Here is a 15,998-nt window from a genome sequence, read left to right as displayed (position 1 = left end):
GGCTAGCCTAATTTAATCACCCATCTGAGCGGAAAATGCTTCATAAAGAATCCAACCAGTGTCCAAGGCCAGCTAGGGACACAAGCCGTACTCGGTTCACGATCAATCGCTTGAACGAGGGCTTTACTACCGACTTCTTCACTGACTTCAAAAGGTAATTTCTTGGCACCTGCATTAAGTTCTGTCCGGATGTAGCCGGGCAGGATCGTACTGACTTTGATAGGAGTATCGAAGAGTTCTGCACGGATGCCTTCGGTCAGTGCGGCGATTGCGGCTTTACTTGCAGCGTAAGTGGTCAGATGGCGTGGTAATCCTCGGAATGCACTCATGGATGAAATCGTCACCAGATGGCCGGCATTCTGGCGGCGAAATATACCGACCGCAGCTTCACACTGAGCAAGCCCTGCGATGAAGTTGGTCTCGGCGGTCTGACGATTAATCTCAAAGTGACCTTTACCGATGCGTCGTCCATTACCCACGCCAGCATTGACGATGATGCGGTCTAGTTGACCAAATTCAGAGGCAAACGCTTCAAAGACTTCAAAAACTTGTGGGTAATTATTCACGTCGAGCACGCGTACCGACACCTTGATACCGTATTTCTCTGTTAGCTCATGCTGGAGCTCTTCGAGGCGTTCAATACGTCGTGCACATAATGCTAGGTTGTGTCCACGTGCCGCGAACTCGCGAGCCATACCCGCGCCAATTCCAGAGCTTGCACCAGTGATGAGGATATTTTTGCGCATGATTTATTATTCCTTGATTGGGTGGTTAGCGAAATGTCAAAAGCGAGTGATGACGGCCACTAAAATGTCCATATTCATTGAGACTCATCAGATTGCGATGACGAGCGCTTTGGGCGATACGGGTCAGTCCGCAATTGGCGAGTGTCCAGTTGGTACGGAAGGTCGCACTATTGTTGAGCTCCAATAACGCTTGGGCAATGACCGAGATGCATCCACCCGATGTAAAGACCAGCGCATGTTGGGATTGATTCAACAATGAAGCCACAGTGTCTAGTCCAGACTTCACGCGCTGTTGAAACTGAGGCCAAGTTTCATCGTAATCTTGCTCATGTTGGCCATCGACCCAACGGGTAATTGAAGCTTTAAACATTTGCATAAAGACCTCTTCAGGTCGACTAGACTGCTGCATGGCTTGCTGAATAATCCATTCCCGATCACGATAGCGTGGCTCAGATTTTTCAAGAATGTGCTCGTGGTTAAATTCGCTGAAATCGGGAAGTACTTGCAAGGGCAGATCGAGTCCCATGGACTCAAGGCAGGCTTCGGCGGTTTGGCGATGACGCAGCATACCGCCAATGAAGACGGTATCGATCAACTCTTCGCGTTCGGCAAGGGCTTGACCTAGGCGTCGTGCTTGGTCATAACCAGTATCAGAGAGCTGGTCGTAATCGGATTTGCCGAACGAAGCTTGACCATGGCGAATCAGGGTAATGGTAGACATGACTTAACCTCGACTTGCCGCGATGGTTTGGCGGCAACGTCGCCAGATGGCCCAGTTGATGAGCCAGAAGTTTTTGAACGCTGGGTTATCCGTTTGTTTATGGTGATAGCGGTAATAGATTTGCTGGGCGATGACGGCGACACGGAATAAGCCCGCCACTTCATAGAACGCCCAGTTTTTGATTTCGACCCCAGTTTTGTGCTGATAGTAATCCACCACTTGTGATCGAGTGAGCATACCTGGAAGATGAGTCGGTTGGCGACGCATCTTGCGCAGAATAATGTCGTCATTCGATTGAATCCAATAGGCAAGGACATTGCCGAGTTCCATCAGCGGATCTCCGAGAGTTGCCATCTCCCAATCTAATACACCAATCACCTTTGTTGGCTGGGTTGGGTCAAGAACCACGTTGTCAAAGCGCCAATCATTATGGATGACACAAGTTGCAGAATCCTCGGGTGTATGGTCTGCGAGCCATTTGCGAATACCTTTGTATGACGGGACATTCCATGTTTTCACTTTTTCATAGCGTCCACTCCAGCCATCGACTTGACGTTTACAGTAGCCACTGCCTTTGCCGATCGATTCAAGGCCTGCCGCACGATAGTCCACCTGATGCAGTGCGATGAGCTGGTCGAGGGTATTGGTACATAAAGTGTGTACCTCATCCTTGGTCATCGTCAATTCTTTAGGCAGGTTGGCGCGCGGGATGATGCCTTCGATGCGGCGCATGATATAGAACTCACAGCCAATGATTGCATCATCTTGGCAGAGCGCAATCATCTCCGGCACAGCAGGGTAAGCGGCTTTCAACTGCTTCTGGATGTTGTATTCGCGCACCATGTCATGTGCGCCTTTGGCTTTGGTGCCAGCGGGTGGGCGACGCAGAATCAGATCATGATTGGCGTACTTTAGATGATACGTCCAGTTCGATGCACCGCCAGAGTATTGAGTGACCTCAGGCAGTTTTTGCGCAAGATCGGGTAAATGCTGACGTAACCAACTATCGACTTTCTGGATATCCAGTTCTTCGCCGTGACGGATGGAGCCACCTTGATCAATGAGTGCCATTTTTGCTTTCCTATGGATCGTTTTGATCCTGATTTTTATTTGAATGCGTAGTGATACATGTAACGTATTTGTCAGCTTTTGCGCGGTTTCATCCGACTAACACTGCGCTGAAATAGTTTGCTGTAGAGTCGTTGGGGTAGGTAGCGTTTAGCCAGCCAGAGGCGCTCACCAGCAATATGCGGCAAGATATATGATTCATGCTTTTCCACACCAAGAACAATTCGTTCAGCCACTTGTTCAGCGGTGAGCTTCCCGCTGCTGAGCAGTTTACCCATCATTTTCTTGAGGCCGGGATCAGTTGTACGCATCGTCTCTTCAAGGTTGGTTTGAAAGAAGGATGGGCAGACGACGCTGACATGAATGCCAGCATCCATCAGTTCTTGCTCAAGCGTGCCTGAGAGTGCGACCACGGCAGCTTTGGAGACGTATAGGAGGCCATGCGGGGGACATCGAGTAAACCTGCCATGGAAGCAATGTTGACAATATGACCGTGACCTTGGCGTTTGAAAATCGGCGTAAAGACTTTGCAGCCTCGTACCACACCCAGCAGATTGATATTGAGAATCCACTCCCAATCACTGATCAACACATCTTCTATCGCACCCGCTTGAGCAACGCCCGCATTATTGATGAGGACATCCAAACCGCCCCAACGTTGATCAAGCTCATCAGCAATGGCTTGCAGGTCTTCTTCACGGGTGACGTCCGCATGACGATGAAGCACCTCAGTGGAAGGGCTGATGCGTTGTAGTTCCTGACGGGTCTCTTCACCGCGTACATCACTGACATCCGCGATACATATGTGCCAGCCTGCACGGGCATAGTGGAAAGCGAGTGCTCGGCCCAAGCCGCTTGCACCACCAGTAATAAAGACGCGTTTAGTTTTTGTTGACATGCGCAATGATCCCTTTGCTTATTTAGATTTTGTCTCGCCAATGTTTCGTTTGGCAAGCTCAATGCGTGCGATGACTCCTTTATGCACCTCATCGGGTCCATCCGCAAGTCTTAAGCTACGTGCTTGGATAAAGAAGCCAGTAAGGGGAGTATCCTGAGATACGCCTGCACCGCCGTGTATCTGGATTGCCATATCTGCGACTTGTTGCAAGACATTGGGTGCAATGACCTTAATTGCAGAAATTTCCGTCATGGCACCTGAAGTGCCATAAGTATCCATTTTCCATGCTGCATAGAGCGTCATGAGACGTGCTTGGTCGATGGCGATGCGCGCATCTGCAACACGCTCCAGATTACCACCCAGATTGATAAGTGGTTTGCCAAAAGCTATACGCTGTGTGCCGCGATCAATCATGAGTTCGAGCGCTTTTTCTGCAGCGCCGATGCAGCGCATACAGTGATGAATCCGACCGGGCCCGAGACGCCCTTGGGCAATGGCAAAACCCTCACCCGGGCCGACAATGAAATTACTGATTGGTAGGCGCACATTGGTAAAACTGACTTCACCATGACCATGCGGGGCATCATATTCACCGAAGACGGGCAACATGCGTTCAATCTTGACCCCCGGAGTATCCAGCGGTACCAAGACCATCGAGTGCTGGTGATGTCGGCCTCTGCCTTCATTGGGGGTATGCGCCATGAAGATACCAATTTTGCAGTGTGGATCACCGACCCCGCTAGACCACCACTTACGTCCATTCAACACGATCTCATCGTTATCGATAATGGCCGTGGCTTGCATATTGGTTGCATCCGAAGAAGCAACATCAGGTTCTGTCATAAAGAAGACGGAACGAATTTCACCGGCTAATAGTGGGGCGAGCCATTGTTTCTTTTGATCTTCGCTGCCATAGCGCCACAGCACTTCCATGTTGCCTGTATCGGGGGCGTTACAGTTAAATACGGTCGGGGCGAGGAGGCTGCGACCCGTTTGCTCGGCGATGTGTGCGTACTCTTGAATATTCAGCCCTGCACCAAGCTCAGCATCAGGCAGCCAGAGATTCCATAGGCCTTGTTCTTTTGCTTTGTTTTTCAGGTCTTCAAGTATTGTGGGAACTTTCCAGTGTTGCCAGTCACCGCTGGGATTGGTGGCACGAACTTCTGCCCAGAAGGCAGGTTCGACGGGTTCGATATGATCACGAATGAATGCTTTGACACGTTTTAAGATGTCCTGTCCTCGGTTGTTCAGTTCGAATTGCATGGACACTCTCCTTGAAAATTTTATGATGCGTCTTTGTTATCAATCACACTTAAGGCATATCCGTATCTTAAGGTTTATCGTACGATGTAGAAAATGATCATTTCTCATGGTATATCATGCATGAAATTAATGAATTAAGTCGCTTGGATCGTCTGGACCTCAATTTGTTCCGTGTCTTTGATACGGTCTATCGTGAACGTAATCTAACCCATGCTGCTGAAATCCTGTCTTTAAGTCAGTCGGCAGTCAGTCATGCTGTTGGGCGATTACGTGTCAGCCTCGGTGATCCTTTGTTTGTGCGGGAAGGGCAAGGGGTTGTCCCGACACCACTTGCCGATCGCCTTTGGCCTGATGTAAAAGAGGCATTAGCCCTATTTCGTCAAGCAGTACTACGCAATCAAAGCTTTGAACCTGCTCGCGATATTAGCCATATCACACTGGCCATGAATGACAAGTTAGAACCCAGCATCCTGCCCGCCATCACCCAAGCATTGCACGCCAAAATCCCCAATCTTGAGCTTTCCAGTATCCGCTTAGACCGTGAAAATTTGCGTGCAGATCTTGTGGCAGGTCGTATTGATTTTGCGATTGATGTTGCACAGCCAACCTCTCCTGATATTTGTCATGTGTCTTTACTCAAAGACGAGTTTGCGGTGGTGAGTCGACAGCCGCGTGTGCTTGATGCGGATGCATATTTGGCAGCACGTCATATCACGGTGTCTTCACGGCGCTCAGGCAAGTCAGTTGAAGATATTGCTTTATCACGTTTAGGCATTGAGCGTCAGGTGGTGGTGCGTTGCCAATATTATGAGGCAGCTTGTCGCTTGGTCGCTCAGAGTGATCTGTTACTGACGATGCCGCTGCATCAAGCCATGACCATGAATACGGCACTGGGAAATGTCATTTTACCGCTGCCATTATCTCTGCCCGGCATTGAGCTGCATCTGTATTGGCACCAACAGCGGCAAGCCGATCCTGCGAATCAGTGGTTAAGAGGGGAGTTGATGGGGGTGTTTGATCCGAAAGAAGAAAAGACAGTTGATGAGATTGCAGTGGGCATTGAGGTGTGAGATTCTTCTTCGCATTCAATTTAATGAAACTATCCTTTCAAGCTGCGAATTGAAAAGTGTTAAATCATCCAGCGTATTTTAAAAAAGCGTTCGTTCTTGTGGAGAACATCAATGCAAGCATTTAGAAAAATCTATGAACGTGCACTGGATCGCAAGGGCGGCGTCGAAGCATTGAGTCAATTGTTGCCAGTTGTGCTTAGCCGTGATGAGCTCGCTGCCATACCAGACTCTCGCTATCTTTCGATGATTGCCAAAGGCATTAATCAAGCGGGATTTAATTGGCAAGTGATCGAGAATAAATGGTCACAGTTTGAGGAGGCTTTTTTTGGTTTTGATGTGGAAAAATTAGCGCTATTGCCCGATACCGTCTGGGATGCGTATCTGTTTGACACCCGAGTTGTGCGTAATTGGCAAAAGATTGAAGCCGTCTATAAGAATGCCGTCTTTTTGCGAGAGCTTGCCGAAGAGCATGGCAGTGCAGCCCATTTCTTTGCCAATTGGGATGAACAGGATCAATTAGGCTTGCTGCGATATTTGAAAAAACATGGTAGTCGTTTAGGCGGCATGACGGGGCGGTACTTTCTACGTCGCATGGGTAAGGATATGTATCTACTGAGTCGTGATGTGATACTGGCATTACAACATGCGGGGCTTGATATTGCGGATGAACCCAGCAGCCAAAAAGATTTAAAGCGTATCCAAAGTTGTTTTGACCAATGGCATGTGGAAACAAACTTACCTTATAGCCATTTGAGTAAGATTGCCGCGTACTCGGTTGGAGAGAATTATCCTGCGGATTATGTGGTTGAGCGGATGGGGGCTCATGATTGAGGAGGATTGGTTAGGTTTTAGATGACAATTAATCATCGGAGCCTACTCAAGTTTTTGTTATTTCGTGAAATGAAACAGGCAGGTGTGATACCCGCCCGTTTGCACATGCATCAGTAGTCGAGCTTGGTTAATACTTGATTGGCAATGTTCTGTTCACCAGCCAGTGTAGGGTGAACAGGCCAGTAGCCTGTGCTGGTAGGGATAATCCCGTTTACCCACTGAGCGCTTCCTGGTTGGCAGGCATCATGGCCGATGCTTGACTGGTAGATGTCCACGAACACGGCGCCATTGGCCTCTGCTGCAGTCTTGATGGCGCTGTTCATCGTCTGTTCGATTTGATTCACGTAAGGTAGATCGCCAGCCGCAATAGGTACGGCATAGTTGAAGCAGACAGTGCCGCCTGCTGCGGGTACGACCATCGGATAACCAACGACTAATATCTTGGCATTGGGTGATCGGCTATGGATGCCCTGTACAACGGTGGCGATCTTGGGACCAACGGCGTTAGCCTTTGCTATGCCTTGATCCGTGCCAGTGATGTTGTAGAAATCCTTACAAGGCGAACCCCATGGATTTGTGACGCCAAGTCCCGCACAGACTCCAGCGATTTCCCCGAATGGCACATCATTGCCACCAATACCAACCGTCACCAGCTTGGTATTAGTGCTTAACGCATCAAACTGCGGGGCGTTGGAGCCATCACCTACAAATTGCGACTGTGTCATGTTGGCGGTAGTCGCGCTGCCGCAACTGACATCGGTTAGGCTAGCGCCGATGATTGATGCGACTTGGTGCGGATAGTTATTAGCGGAACGTGTACACCCAATAGGTATCCCAGCTAAAGGCAAAATACCGGGTGCAGCAGTGTAGGAATCACCCAGAGCAACGTAAGGACTATAGTCCACCGCCAATGCTGCAGGTGCGATAGTAAGTAGGCCGATTGCTAAAGCAAGAGTAGCCACACCGCTATTGTGAGAACGCATAGTATTATCCTTATTTTGGAAGCGCATAGTATTGTCCTGTTTTTATGATTGAGTTGTTCAACTGAAGTTAAGTACCGAAAGCTTAGGGATATCTAGCATCCTCCGTAGAGGCTATGCTTCAGTTGGAACGTTCGAATTTTAGGTGCATAAGTGCGATTCCGTAGTACCTATGGGGCAGGATGATCTTCGTCACTGTTGCAAGTCGGGTTGTCATGGAGAGGCTAGGTTTCTGTCATATTCCTAGGCTTTAAGCTTTGGTTTTTCTATTTCACTTATTCTTTTTGATTCTGTTTTTTTGTATACGGTATTGCATGGGTGTACTGCCGTTCCATCTTTTGAATGCACGGAAAAACGCGTTGGGATTTGCGAAGCCTGTGAGGTGCGCGATATATGCAATTGGTTCTTCTGTCTGTGCTAACAGTTGCTTTGCAACGGAACGTCTTACATCATCAAGAATCTGATTGAAAGAGGTTCCTGCATCAAGTAGTTCCGCCCGTAGTCCGCGTGGCGAGCGTTTTAACTGGGATGCTATCCAGCTAGGAGAGCACAATCCGCTCTCCAGTTCACTGACCATGATCGTACGCACGGCATCTACCGTATCTAGGTGCGCTAAACGGCGCATATGACGATGGACGACTGCTTCTTGAGCATTTGCCAGATCGGGATCGGCATGTAGGAGCGGCAAGTCAAGCATCGCACGATCAAAGTAGATCCGAGTTGCAGATGCGCCAAAGTCTACTGGGCAGCCGAAAATGCTTTCAAACTCTTGGCGGTTATCCAGCGCTATGGCGCGCAGTTCAAGTCGTTCAGGTTTAAATTTTCCAGCAGTTGCAAGATTGAAAGCTTGAAGCATACCGTAGAAGAACATGATCTCGGTGTGGCGTGGCGTACTCGTATCTCCCAGTGTGGCAATAAGAGAGGCTTGTTGATCAGGTTCATTAGTAACCAGATGGACATCCATATGGTCACTAATCAGTCGTAGATATTTTGTCGCACGCCGCACACCATCGCGTATGGTACGACTGCTGATGAAGAGATGATTCATAATTTCACCTGCAAAGGGTGACACAAAAGGACACAAATGCAAGCCAATTTCTGCATCGCCCGTGACTGACTCTACGACAGCCCAAAATCTCACCTGAGCTTGATGAGGAATCCGTACCCCAGGCTGTAGAAGTTTTTCTGGATCAATGCCAATGCGACGATAAATCTCAGTGGTATCCACGCCGATGCGGCGCATGGCCTCATCGGCATTGAGAAAAAAGATATTGGAATCGCTCATGTGTTTGGTGCTCCCTGCAAATTGCAGAGTATGAGTTGATTCCTTATTTAAAGAATTGACCGCTTTAGCGACTTGATGGTGTAAAGAAACCACTCAGGACATAGCCAACTCTATGGAAAGGTTACTTCTTTATATAAGCTCGTATAAGCTTAGATTAATTTACCAGTAATACTGATAGGCCAGATTATTATCGCGATTAGAAAGCTGTAATTTGAAGTCCATATTCTTTGCGACTCGATATCTCAGCTCAAATCGTGTTTCATGCGCCAAAGCATGGTCTCGTCGTTGCTGAAAAGTTTGACTGAGCTTCACAGCAAAGGGCTCTTGTTGATAGACCAATGCCGTTTCACTGATGGCATCTAATTTCTGTGGACTGTCATTGAGCTCTGCACCAAGTAAGCTATATCCGACCAAGTGCGGACCAAAGTCATAACCGACACCTAGGCTTCCACGGGTATAAGGGCGATGTAACTCTCCCGTATAGATATCAGGCTTAGCGCCTAGGGCTAATTCCCATGACAGTTTTTTCTCTCCTGTCAGCTTTTGACTCAGGTCTTCAATCTTTAAAATATGAATGAAATCTGCAGTCTGCAGCTTGAGCGCCTCCTGCTGATATTTCCAAGAAAACTCCAATATTTTGAACTCATTATGCAAATTACTATTTGCACTGAGCATATCTTTATTAAATACAGTGAAGTTCAGGTATCCCTGATCATTGCCCAGACCTAGTGCGAGTTTACTGGGCTTTTCACCCTGAGCGGGAGAGGCACGAGAGGGCATTATCTCTTGCTCATCCTCACCGATGGGAAGCTGAATGCGCATTCTGACCAATTGCTTTTTCTGCGTGTCGTACTCTTTTTTGTTCTTTTCAATTTGTTTTAAATTCAGATAAGCAATTAAAAAATCTAATATTTTTTCTTGATCGGGAACGTCAAACTGTTCGATATGATGAAGTTCACCTGTTTTGATATAGTCATTGATTTCATCTTGATACCGTTTCCGCATTTTTGAGAACGCAAAATATAACTTATTTTGATCGGAGGGTAGATACTCCACACTTTTAATAAAATCAGGATGAAGGTGTCGATACTCCTCAATCTGATCAAAGATATACTCAGGTGCATACCAAGGCGTAATGCGGTTGGTGATTTTAATATCCGCAATCAGCTCTAATAGCTCGCCAGAACGATATGCGCAGTTTTGTTTAATAAAATAATAGTCTATTGAGTGAGACTGGATTTCTGCCAAGTGATAAATCAATAGCGCCTTTTGTTCAGCGGTTAGGTTCAGCGTATAGGCCCAGATATCCCGCTGCTCAGTCTTTGCGTAAACCACATCCTGCTTAAAATATTGGCTATTTGCAAAACGTGCATGATAAAAGCCGAATAAGCCTTTAACGATATAGTTCATACTGCTTTCGTGATTGGGTATTTGTGCGCCGTAGTTATAGGCGCTGTCTAATAGATTTTGCCGCTCATCCTGCCCACCGATGGTGATGAGTACATGCCCAAATGTTGAGACTGGATTTTTTAAATAGCCACTGACGAGCAATAAGCGAATGTCTTGTTGCGTATTGGGCAGATTCTTACAGCTTTCTAAGGCCGTCGATGGCATATGGGTTAATTGTTGGCTTAACCAATAATAACGTGCGGGGTATTGGCAGATGAGTTTTGGGTCATCATGCAACGCTTTAATCGTTGCATCTAACTCTTGTTGTGGGGTGATCTGTTTGAGGTGTGCTGCGCTTAAGTCACTGAAATAAAAGTGTAGAGATATGATTTCGGCATGCTGTTTAAACAAAATCAGCTTCTGCCAGACTGGGGCTTCGGCTAAATGCAGATCGAGAGCTTCTTGTTGGAGTTGTTGCGTACTCTCCACGGATTCTGTTTGTGCATAGGCTTGCGGTAAGCAACACAGCAGAATGCTAACGTAAAAAGATATGGAATATGATTTAGTCAGCATTCTGTGTGAAAGACTTTAAGCGATTGAGCAATGAGCCGCTTCTAAATTGTCATTCACGATCTGGAATAACTCTTCGCTGTTCTCTGTTGTCTTTCCCTGCTGATAGGCTGGGCTTAGCGTGTAGTGTGCATAGTCATCACGAATATGGCTATTCGCTGCTGGGCATGCCATCAAGCCGTTCAGCGCGGTTAAATGTTCGCCACGACCACTTGCCAGATCTTGTTCAATGGATGGGAAGTTTTCTTTAATGAACACGGCTCTTGCAACGATTTGACCACCACAAAGGTTTGGGGACAGTGAGTCTGAAAGTGCTGCTGTCGTGCCTAAGTCCCAAGTCACGTTAGAAATGACTGCAAGAACAGGGCTGATTCTTCCGAATATCAAGCCGCCAATACCGCATTGGGTATAGATATGTTGCAGGCTATAGTTGGATTTAGCTTGGGCAGGCGCAGCGACTGATAGCGCTGCAGACATAACGAGTAAAGCAAAAGCTTTTTTTAACATTGAATTCCCCGGTTTTAAAAAATTAAAAAACATGCTTGGCAATAATTACTTATGCAAATTTTATGCGCATACTATACTAAAAAATCAAACCTTTATTGAGTTATATGACCAAGTGACATGACGATCAGATGGGGCGTGAACTTAAAATTTGAATAATGGAAAACCATGAAAATCCCCCATATTTTTAAAACATGAGGGACTCGAGTATCTTTTGACTTAAAGAGCATTCATACAATAGGACTGATCGCCCCGTTTGGATTAGTCTTGTTGATTCCCAGCTACCCGTTTCTCAAGCGCCCGAATCAGTTGATGAACTTTACGATCGCGATCAAGCAAGGCATCGCTGGTTGCATTCAATAGACCGCGCAGTAGTGACATGGGGATCCATCGCTTCGGTACAATGATACGCGATGCTCTGGATTGAACGCCTGCAATGACAGCATCTGCGATTACTACAGGTTGAACCGCACGACCAAAAGGGCCGGGCATGGCATGCTTGACGAGTGCGGTCGCTTCTCTATGTCCGCCAAAAGCAACGTTTGCGATCGGTGTCGCAACCCAACCAGGATACAAGACACCTGCGGTTGCGCCAGTTCCAGCCAGTTCGGTCCGCAAGGCTCTGCCCAATGATTCGACTGCTGCTTTTGATGCCGCATAGGGAGCATTCGCCATTCCGTTCACGAATGCATAAATAGAGGCTGTAATCAGGATGTGTCCTTGAGCATCAATAATATGTGGTAATGTGGCTTTGATGGTATTCCAAACCCCGAACAGGTCTACATTGACGATTTGTTGAAATTCGTCATCTGCGATAGCGAGCATCGTAGTCGGAGTCTTCGCACCAATTCCAGCATTAGCAAATGCCACGTCGATTCGACCAAATTGTTTGATGGCTTCTGCCACCACGGCTTTGGTTTCGGCCATATTCACGACATCTAGCGTCGCGATGAAAACGCGATTTTTATCCATTTCTGCAAAAGTTGTATTCAGTGCTCCTAAAGACAAGTCCGTTAATACCAGTTTTGCCCCACATTCATAGAGTCGTTCAGCAACCGCTTTACCAATCCCCCCAGAAGCCCCTGTAATCAGAATTACCTTGTCTTGGAGGTCGAACTTTTTCATGCAATAGCCCCGCACTGATGTTATTAATATAACGACGTTATTTAATGGTTTGAGCGTTTAAGTTTAGCATGAGGTTGTTCAACGCAGCATTGGCGTAAGTGATCAGTAGACTCGGCAAAAAATGGGAATAAGACCAGTATTAGGTATGATATAAAACGATACAAAAGAGTAGAAATATCATTAGAAAAATGAGGCATAGTCGAGCTTAAGACACGATATACTCAAAAACGTGACATCCAATAAATAATAAGAAACATACGACGTCTCGTCGCAGGGATCTAAGGCATGAAATTAAATGACACGGACGTGTTACAGCTTGAACATGAACAAATTACCAAACTCTTGCATAGCCGAAAATATTTTCTTCGTTTCCCGCACAAACTTGAAAAAGAATACCGCTATCACTACCAAAACGAGGCTGCTCGGGAGTTTCGTACTCGCGGTGTGATCATCTTTTTGCTGTATGTTCTTTTATCTTTGGGGATTTATCAGTTACTGCCAGCCTCTCAAGTCTGGAATTGGTTTGTGCTTTATAGCTGGGTGGGCACCTGCGTTTTTATCGGATGGGTATTGTCCCTTTTTAAGCGATTTTCGCAGTGGTTTGATATTTATACCTGTGTTTGCTGTGCGCTGGCGATTGCCATTACCTTTGTCATTACCGTTGTCCTTGCATCTGGTGCAAGTAGCATTCTCTATCATGCCGCGATGATGTATGCGGTAGTGATTGTCTATGGTTTTGTGGGCATGCGTTTTTATACGGCAACGTTAGCTGGGTGGTCCGGTGGTCTACTGGGGATCTTGGTGACGCACTATATTAAGCATCCAATTGATTGGACGATTCTGCATCGCACCTATACCTTCAGCAGCTTTTTGGGGATGAGTCTGGTGTTTGCCACCGATCATCGTCATCGGCAGAATTATTTGCAAGGTCTGTTGAATGCGGTGCAAGCCAAACAACTGGAAGTGTTATCCCATCAAGATGTACTAACGGGCCTTGCCAATCGGCGCTATCTGGATATCGTCATGCAGCGAGAGTGGGATCGGGCTATGCGACATCAGACTCCACTCGCTATCATGATGGTGGATGTTGATTACTTTAAAAACTACAACGATCATTTAGGTCATATCGAAGGGGATTATTGTCTTAAGTTAATTGCCGATGGGATCGCAAAGATCGCAACGCGCAGTGATGATTTTGTTGCGCGATATGGTGGGGAGGAGTTTTTTTTATTGTTTGCCATGACTGAAGAAGCGCAGGCGATACTTCAAGCCAAACGATTGTTGGAAGTCATCCATGATCTTGCGATTCCTCATCCCGTGAGTACGATATCGAAATCCGTCACGATCAGCATTGGTCTGGCTTCGACGGTCCCTCTGATGGGACAACGACCTGTCGACTTCATTAAGAAGGTCGATCAGGCTTTATATCAAGCAAAAAGCCAAGGGCGAAACGGCTATGTGGTGGCTGACGTTTAAGGGCTTTAAGAAGTTTAAGAAGATAGTCATTAGCCTTTGAGTCGGGTATTTAAAGGTTGAAAGATTGCCTGAAAATGGTAATTTGTATTCCAAATGGTTAAACTCAATCTGCAGATCATTCTCTGAGTAAGTCATTCGCTCAATCCTGTTCCAACCTCCCTATTCTTTGTTTCATCTGCAGCAGTTTAAAAAGTCATTGCTGGATCGGCAATAGAAAACAATAACGGTTTAATCCTGTACAAGGAGTTCATCTTGAATCAATACGCTCTACTCTCAAAAGAACGCACCATTGCAAAGCCGGGCTTCAACCGCTGGCTGGTTCCACCAGCGGCGCTGGCTATTCACTTGTGCATTGGTATGGCATACGGTTTCTCAGTCTTTTGGCTGCCTTTGTCCAAGGCCATTGGCATTGATAAAGCAGTTGCATGCCCCACGGGCAGTGGCTTAATGACGCAGCTGTTTACCCAATCGTGCGATTGGAGTGTCTCTACACTCAGTATCATGTATACCTTATTTTTCGTGTTTCTAGGCTCTTCTGCCTTTCTCTTTGGTGGCTGGCTTGAGCATGCTGGCCCGCGTAAAGCTGGACTTGTGGCGGCGGTCTGTTGGTGTGGTGGATTATTGCTGACTGCATTGGGCGTCTATGAGCATCAGCTTTGGCTCATGTGGTTGGGTGGTGGGGTGATTGGTGGGATTGGATTGGGGCTTGGTTATATCTCCCCCGTCTCTACATTGATCAAGTGGTTCCCTGATAAGCGGGGCATGGCGACGGGCATGGCGATCATGGGGTTTGGCGGTGGCGCGATGATCGGTGCACCACTTGCAGATTTCCTCATGCGTCATTTTGCAACGCCAACTTCTGTCGGTGTATGGCAAACATTCTTAGTCTTAGCAGGTATCTATTTTATCTTCATGCTCGGCGGTGCCTTTGGTTATCGTGTTCCTGCAACTGGCTGGAAACCCAGTGGCTGGAGTGAGGAGAGCAGCAAAAAGCAGAGCCTCACCACGACCAAACACGTACATCTCAATGTGGCATGGAAAACCAAACAGTTTTGGTTGATTTGGGGAGTCCTGTGTTTAAATGTGTCCGCTGGCATTGGCATTCTGGCCATGGCGTCACCACTTCTACAGGAGGTCTTTGGCGGGCATTTGATCGGCTTGAACCTGTCGATTAATGAGTTAAATGCGGATCAGAAAAAACAAATTGCCACGTACGCTGCTGGATTCACAGGGCTCTTGTCTTTGTTCAACATCGGTGGGCGTTTCTTCTGGGCATCGTTCTCTGATGTGATTGGTCGCAAAGTCACCTACTTCATTTTCCTTTCCCTCGGCGTTTTGCTGTACGTCGCTATTCCGAGCATCACCCATGCCAGTAACTTGGCGCTCTTTGTGCTGTGTTTCTGCATTATTTTATCGATGTATGGTGGCGGCTTTGCCACGGTTCCTGCTTATCTTGCCGATATCTTCGGCTCGCAAATGGTTGGAGCCATTCACGGTCGTTTGCTGACAGCTTGGTCTGTAGCTGGCGTGTTGGGTACGCTGCTGATTACCAATATTCGTGATTACCAACTCGCGCATGGGGTAGCCAAGGCGGATTCTTATGACATTACCATGTATATTTTGGCTGCTTTGCTGGCTGTGGGCTTCATCCTGAATTTACTGGTTCGACCTGTGAGTGAAGACAAGTATATGTCCGATGAGGAGTTGGCGCGTGAGCGACAAGCTGCTCATGATCGAGTTCAAGCCCCATCTTCTACGGCAGCGATTATGGATGGCTCAGCTACGACAACACCTGCGATTGTCGTTTTACTGGCGTGGCTGGCTGTGGGTATTCCGCTGGCGATAGGGATATGGATCACGATTCAGAAAGCGATTGTGTTGATTCATTAGTCTAAAGTGATTAGTTTGGACAACAAAAAGCCCCAATGTTTTAAGCATTCGGGCTTTTTGTTTCACTACATAAAATGGTGCCCAGAGCGGGACTTGAACCCGCACACCCGAAGGCGAGGGATTTTAAATCCCTTGTGTCTACCGATTTCACCATCTGGGCAGATGGGTTTTTTACCGCCGAT

15 protein-coding genes and 1 tRNA gene are annotated in these 15,998 nt (G+C 47.2%); 4 read left to right on the top strand and 12 right to left on the bottom strand.

Going from position 1 to position 15,998, the window contains the following annotated elements:
* Nucleotides 1–2 precede the first annotated feature (2 nt).
* From ACLHG7_RS07530 to ACLHG7_RS07505, 6 genes are all read right to left on the bottom strand, one after another.
* Nucleotides 3–746: an SDR family oxidoreductase gene (locus ACLHG7_RS07530; protein WP_410210439.1), complete on the bottom strand. Its 744-nt coding sequence runs from the start codon at nt 744–746 to the stop codon at nt 3–5.
* A gap of 25 nt (nt 747–771) precedes the next feature.
* Nucleotides 772–1,467: a histidine phosphatase family protein gene (locus tag ACLHG7_RS07525; protein WP_410210438.1), complete on the bottom strand. Its 696-nt coding sequence runs from the start codon at nt 1,465–1,467 to the stop codon at nt 772–774.
* A gap of 3 nt (nt 1,468–1,470) precedes the next feature.
* On the bottom strand, nt 1,471–2,538 hold the full coding sequence (locus tag ACLHG7_RS07520; RefSeq protein WP_410210437.1) for a phosphotransferase family protein: 1,068 nt from the start codon (nt 2,536–2,538) through the stop codon (nt 1,471–1,473).
* 71 nt (nt 2,539–2,609) lie between these two features.
* Nucleotides 2,610–2,948, bottom strand: coding sequence for a hypothetical protein (locus ACLHG7_RS07515; RefSeq protein ID WP_410210436.1), 339 nt, complete (start codon nt 2,946–2,948; stop codon nt 2,610–2,612).
* A complete protein-coding gene (locus ACLHG7_RS07510; RefSeq protein WP_410210435.1) occupies nt 2,912–3,433 on the bottom strand; it encodes an SDR family NAD(P)-dependent oxidoreductase in 522 nt (173 codons plus the stop codon). Before ACLHG7_RS07510 ends, ACLHG7_RS07515 begins: the two co-directional genes overlap by 37 nt.
* Before the next feature lie 18 nt (nt 3,434–3,451).
* On the bottom strand, nt 3,452–4,696 hold the full coding sequence (locus ACLHG7_RS07505; RefSeq protein ID WP_410210434.1) for an acyl-CoA dehydrogenase family protein: 1,245 nt from the start codon (nt 4,694–4,696) through the stop codon (nt 3,452–3,454).
* A 116-nt stretch (nt 4,697–4,812) separates the two neighbouring features.
* Between ACLHG7_RS07505 and ACLHG7_RS07500 the strand changes: the two genes are divergently transcribed.
* Nucleotides 4,813–5,766 carry a LysR substrate-binding domain-containing protein gene (locus ACLHG7_RS07500; protein WP_410210433.1) on the top strand — a complete coding sequence of 318 codons (954 nt, stop codon included), beginning with the start codon at nt 4,813–4,815 and terminating at the stop codon, nt 5,764–5,766.
* Between the two features lie 111 nt (nt 5,767–5,877).
* Complete coding sequence (locus ACLHG7_RS07495; protein ID WP_410210432.1) at nt 5,878–6,597, top strand: DNA-3-methyladenine glycosylase I; 720 nt, start codon at nt 5,878–5,880, stop codon at nt 6,595–6,597.
* A gap of 110 nt (nt 6,598–6,707) precedes the next feature.
* On the opposite strand, the gene ACLHG7_RS07490 is transcribed toward ACLHG7_RS07495, so the two are convergent.
* The 5 genes from ACLHG7_RS07490 to ACLHG7_RS07470 form a co-directional block, all read right to left on the bottom strand.
* Entirely contained in the window at nt 6,708–7,580 is an 873-nt protein-coding gene (locus ACLHG7_RS07490) for an SGNH/GDSL hydrolase family protein (RefSeq protein WP_410210431.1), read from the bottom strand.
* A 268-nt stretch (nt 7,581–7,848) separates the two neighbouring features.
* Nucleotides 7,849–8,862, bottom strand: coding sequence for an AraC family transcriptional regulator (locus ACLHG7_RS07485; RefSeq protein ID WP_410210430.1), 1,014 nt, complete (start codon nt 8,860–8,862; stop codon nt 7,849–7,851).
* 159 nt (nt 8,863–9,021) lie between these two features.
* A complete protein-coding gene (locus ACLHG7_RS07480) occupies nt 9,022–10,740 on the bottom strand; it encodes a DUF4105 domain-containing protein (protein ID WP_410210429.1) in 1,719 nt (572 codons plus the stop codon).
* Between the two features lie 99 nt (nt 10,741–10,839).
* Complete coding sequence (locus tag ACLHG7_RS07475; protein WP_410210428.1) at nt 10,840–11,328, bottom strand: DUF3015 family protein; 489 nt, start codon at nt 11,326–11,328, stop codon at nt 10,840–10,842.
* 258 nt (nt 11,329–11,586) lie between these two features.
* Entirely contained in the window at nt 11,587–12,450 is an 864-nt protein-coding gene (locus ACLHG7_RS07470; protein ID WP_410210427.1) for an SDR family NAD(P)-dependent oxidoreductase, read from the bottom strand.
* Between the two features lie 285 nt (nt 12,451–12,735).
* On the opposite strand from ACLHG7_RS07470, the gene ACLHG7_RS07465 reads away from it, so the two are divergent.
* Nucleotides 12,736–13,926, top strand: coding sequence for a diguanylate cyclase (locus ACLHG7_RS07465; RefSeq protein WP_410210426.1), 1,191 nt, complete (start codon nt 12,736–12,738; stop codon nt 13,924–13,926).
* Between the two features lie 252 nt (nt 13,927–14,178).
* Complete coding sequence (locus ACLHG7_RS07460; RefSeq protein WP_410210425.1) at nt 14,179–15,816, top strand: OFA family MFS transporter; 1,638 nt, start codon at nt 14,179–14,181, stop codon at nt 15,814–15,816.
* A 75-nt stretch (nt 15,817–15,891) separates the two neighbouring features.
* On the opposite strand, the gene ACLHG7_RS07455 is transcribed toward ACLHG7_RS07460, so the two are convergent.
* A tRNA-Leu gene (locus ACLHG7_RS07455) sits at nt 15,892–15,976 on the bottom strand.
* Nucleotides 15,977–15,998 lie beyond the last annotated feature (22 nt).

It is taken from the genome of Aquirhabdus sp., from assembly GCF_046462495.1.
Lineage (GTDB): Bacteria > Pseudomonadota > Gammaproteobacteria > Pseudomonadales > Moraxellaceae > Aquirhabdus.
This window is presented reverse-complemented; position numbering and strand designations above follow the sequence as displayed.

What these genes read in the sequence shown, in the direction of transcription:
- ACLHG7_RS07530 (WP_410210439.1), bottom strand. Translation starts at nt 746, where the DNA reads ATGCGCAAAAATATCCTCATCACTGGTGCAAGCTCTGGAATTGGCGCG.
- ACLHG7_RS07525 (WP_410210438.1), bottom strand. Translation starts at nt 1,467, where the DNA reads ATGTCTACCATTACCCTGATTCGCCATGGTCAAGCTTCGTTCGGCAAA.
- ACLHG7_RS07520 (WP_410210437.1), bottom strand. Translation starts at nt 2,538, where the DNA reads ATGGCACTCATTGATCAAGGTGGCTCCATCCGTCACGGCGAAGAACTG.
- ACLHG7_RS07510 (WP_410210435.1), bottom strand. Translation starts at nt 3,433, where the DNA reads ATGTCAACAAAAACTAAACGCGTCTTTATTACTGGTGGTGCAAGCGGC.
- ACLHG7_RS07505 (WP_410210434.1), bottom strand. Translation starts at nt 4,696, where the DNA reads ATGCAATTCGAACTGAACAACCGAGGACAGGACATCTTAAAACGTGTC.
- ACLHG7_RS07500 (WP_410210433.1), top strand. Translation starts at nt 4,813, where the DNA reads ATGCATGAAATTAATGAATTAAGTCGCTTGGATCGTCTGGACCTCAAT.
- ACLHG7_RS07495 (WP_410210432.1), top strand. Translation starts at nt 5,878, where the DNA reads ATGCAAGCATTTAGAAAAATCTATGAACGTGCACTGGATCGCAAGGGC.
- ACLHG7_RS07490 (WP_410210431.1), bottom strand. Translation starts at nt 7,580, where the DNA reads ATGCGTTCTCACAATAGCGGTGTGGCTACTCTTGCTTTAGCAATCGGC.
- ACLHG7_RS07485 (WP_410210430.1), bottom strand. Translation starts at nt 8,862, where the DNA reads ATGAGCGATTCCAATATCTTTTTTCTCAATGCCGATGAGGCCATGCGC.
- ACLHG7_RS07475 (WP_410210428.1), bottom strand. Translation starts at nt 11,328, where the DNA reads ATGTTAAAAAAAGCTTTTGCTTTACTCGTTATGTCTGCAGCGCTATCA.
- ACLHG7_RS07470 (WP_410210427.1), bottom strand. Translation starts at nt 12,450, where the DNA reads ATGAAAAAGTTCGACCTCCAAGACAAGGTAATTCTGATTACAGGGGCT.
- ACLHG7_RS07465 (WP_410210426.1), top strand. Translation starts at nt 12,736, where the DNA reads ATGAAATTAAATGACACGGACGTGTTACAGCTTGAACATGAACAAATT.